The organism is Mesorhizobium sp. M7A.F.Ca.US.006.04.2.1, assembly GCF_004022915.1.
Taxonomy (GTDB): domain Bacteria; phylum Pseudomonadota; class Alphaproteobacteria; order Rhizobiales; family Rhizobiaceae; genus Mesorhizobium; species Mesorhizobium ciceri.
Genome location: NZ_RZQA01001350.1, coordinates 1 through 1,015 on the forward strand (window position 1 = coordinate 1; position 1,015 = coordinate 1,015).

Genomic DNA, 1,015 nt, shown 5'->3' on the forward strand with positions numbered 1-1,015 from the left:
GCTGCGCATCGATGGCGATCATGCCGTTGCCTCGACTGTCATCTTGCCTTCCAGCACATCGGCCGGGTTCATGCCAACCAGTTCGGCGTAGCGATGCGGGTCGGTGGCGCCTTCGGTGTTGATCACCAGCACCCGCGATTTGCCGTCAAGTCCAAGATCGGCCCGGTTGTCGGCCACCGCCCGGATCAGCCCGGCAAGGCCGACACCACCGCTTTCGCCGGCGACGATCACCGGGTCACCGCCGGCCGGCCAGGCCAGCCGCCGCATCACCGCGATGGCCTCGTCCTCATCCACCGTCATGAAGGCGTCGGCGGCGCGCGCCAGCACCCGCCAGGCGACCGGCGAGGCTTCGTAACATTCAAGCATGGCCATCACCGTCGGCTGGCCGTGCGCGACCTTGACCGGGCGCCCGACCTGGGCGGCTGCGAGAACACAAGCGGCACGCGCCGGCTCGACCACGATGAAGGTCGGCCTGGCGTCACCGAGCACGATGGCCAGATGACCGGCCAGCGCGGCGGCAATGCCGCCGACACCGGCCTGCACGAAGACGTGGGTCGGCGTCCGAGGGAGTTGGCGCAAGGCTTCGCGTACGATCGCGGTATAGCCCTGCATGACCAGGCCGGGAATGCGCTCATAGCCCGGCCACGAGGTGTCGGAGACTACGGTCCAGTCCTTGTCGGCCGAAACTTGGGCAGCTTGCCTGACCGAATCGTCATAATTGCCGTGGACGCGGATCATCTCGGCGCCATAGCGGGCGATCGCCGCGATGCGCTCCTCGCTGACCCCGGCGTGGACGAAGACCGCCGCCCGCGCGCCGACGAGTTGCACGCCTTGCGCGACGGAGCGGCCATGATTGCCGTCGGTCGCACAGGCAAATGTCATCGCCGCGGCGACCGCCCGCACGTCAGCCTGATCGAGATCGGCCATGTCGACGGGCCGGCCAAGGCGACTGCCGGCCTCCTCCAGCACCAGGCGGAAGCCGGCATAGGCGCCGCCAAGCGCCTTGACGCTGCCG

1 protein-coding gene is annotated in these 1,015 nt (G+C 68.9%); it reads right to left on the minus strand.

Annotated elements, in window-relative coordinates:
• Positions 1-18: 18 nt before the first annotated feature.
• On the minus strand, positions 19-1,015 hold a 997-nt coding region (locus EN925_RS37220), incomplete at its 5' end, for a diaminopropionate ammonia-lyase (protein WP_128337430.1).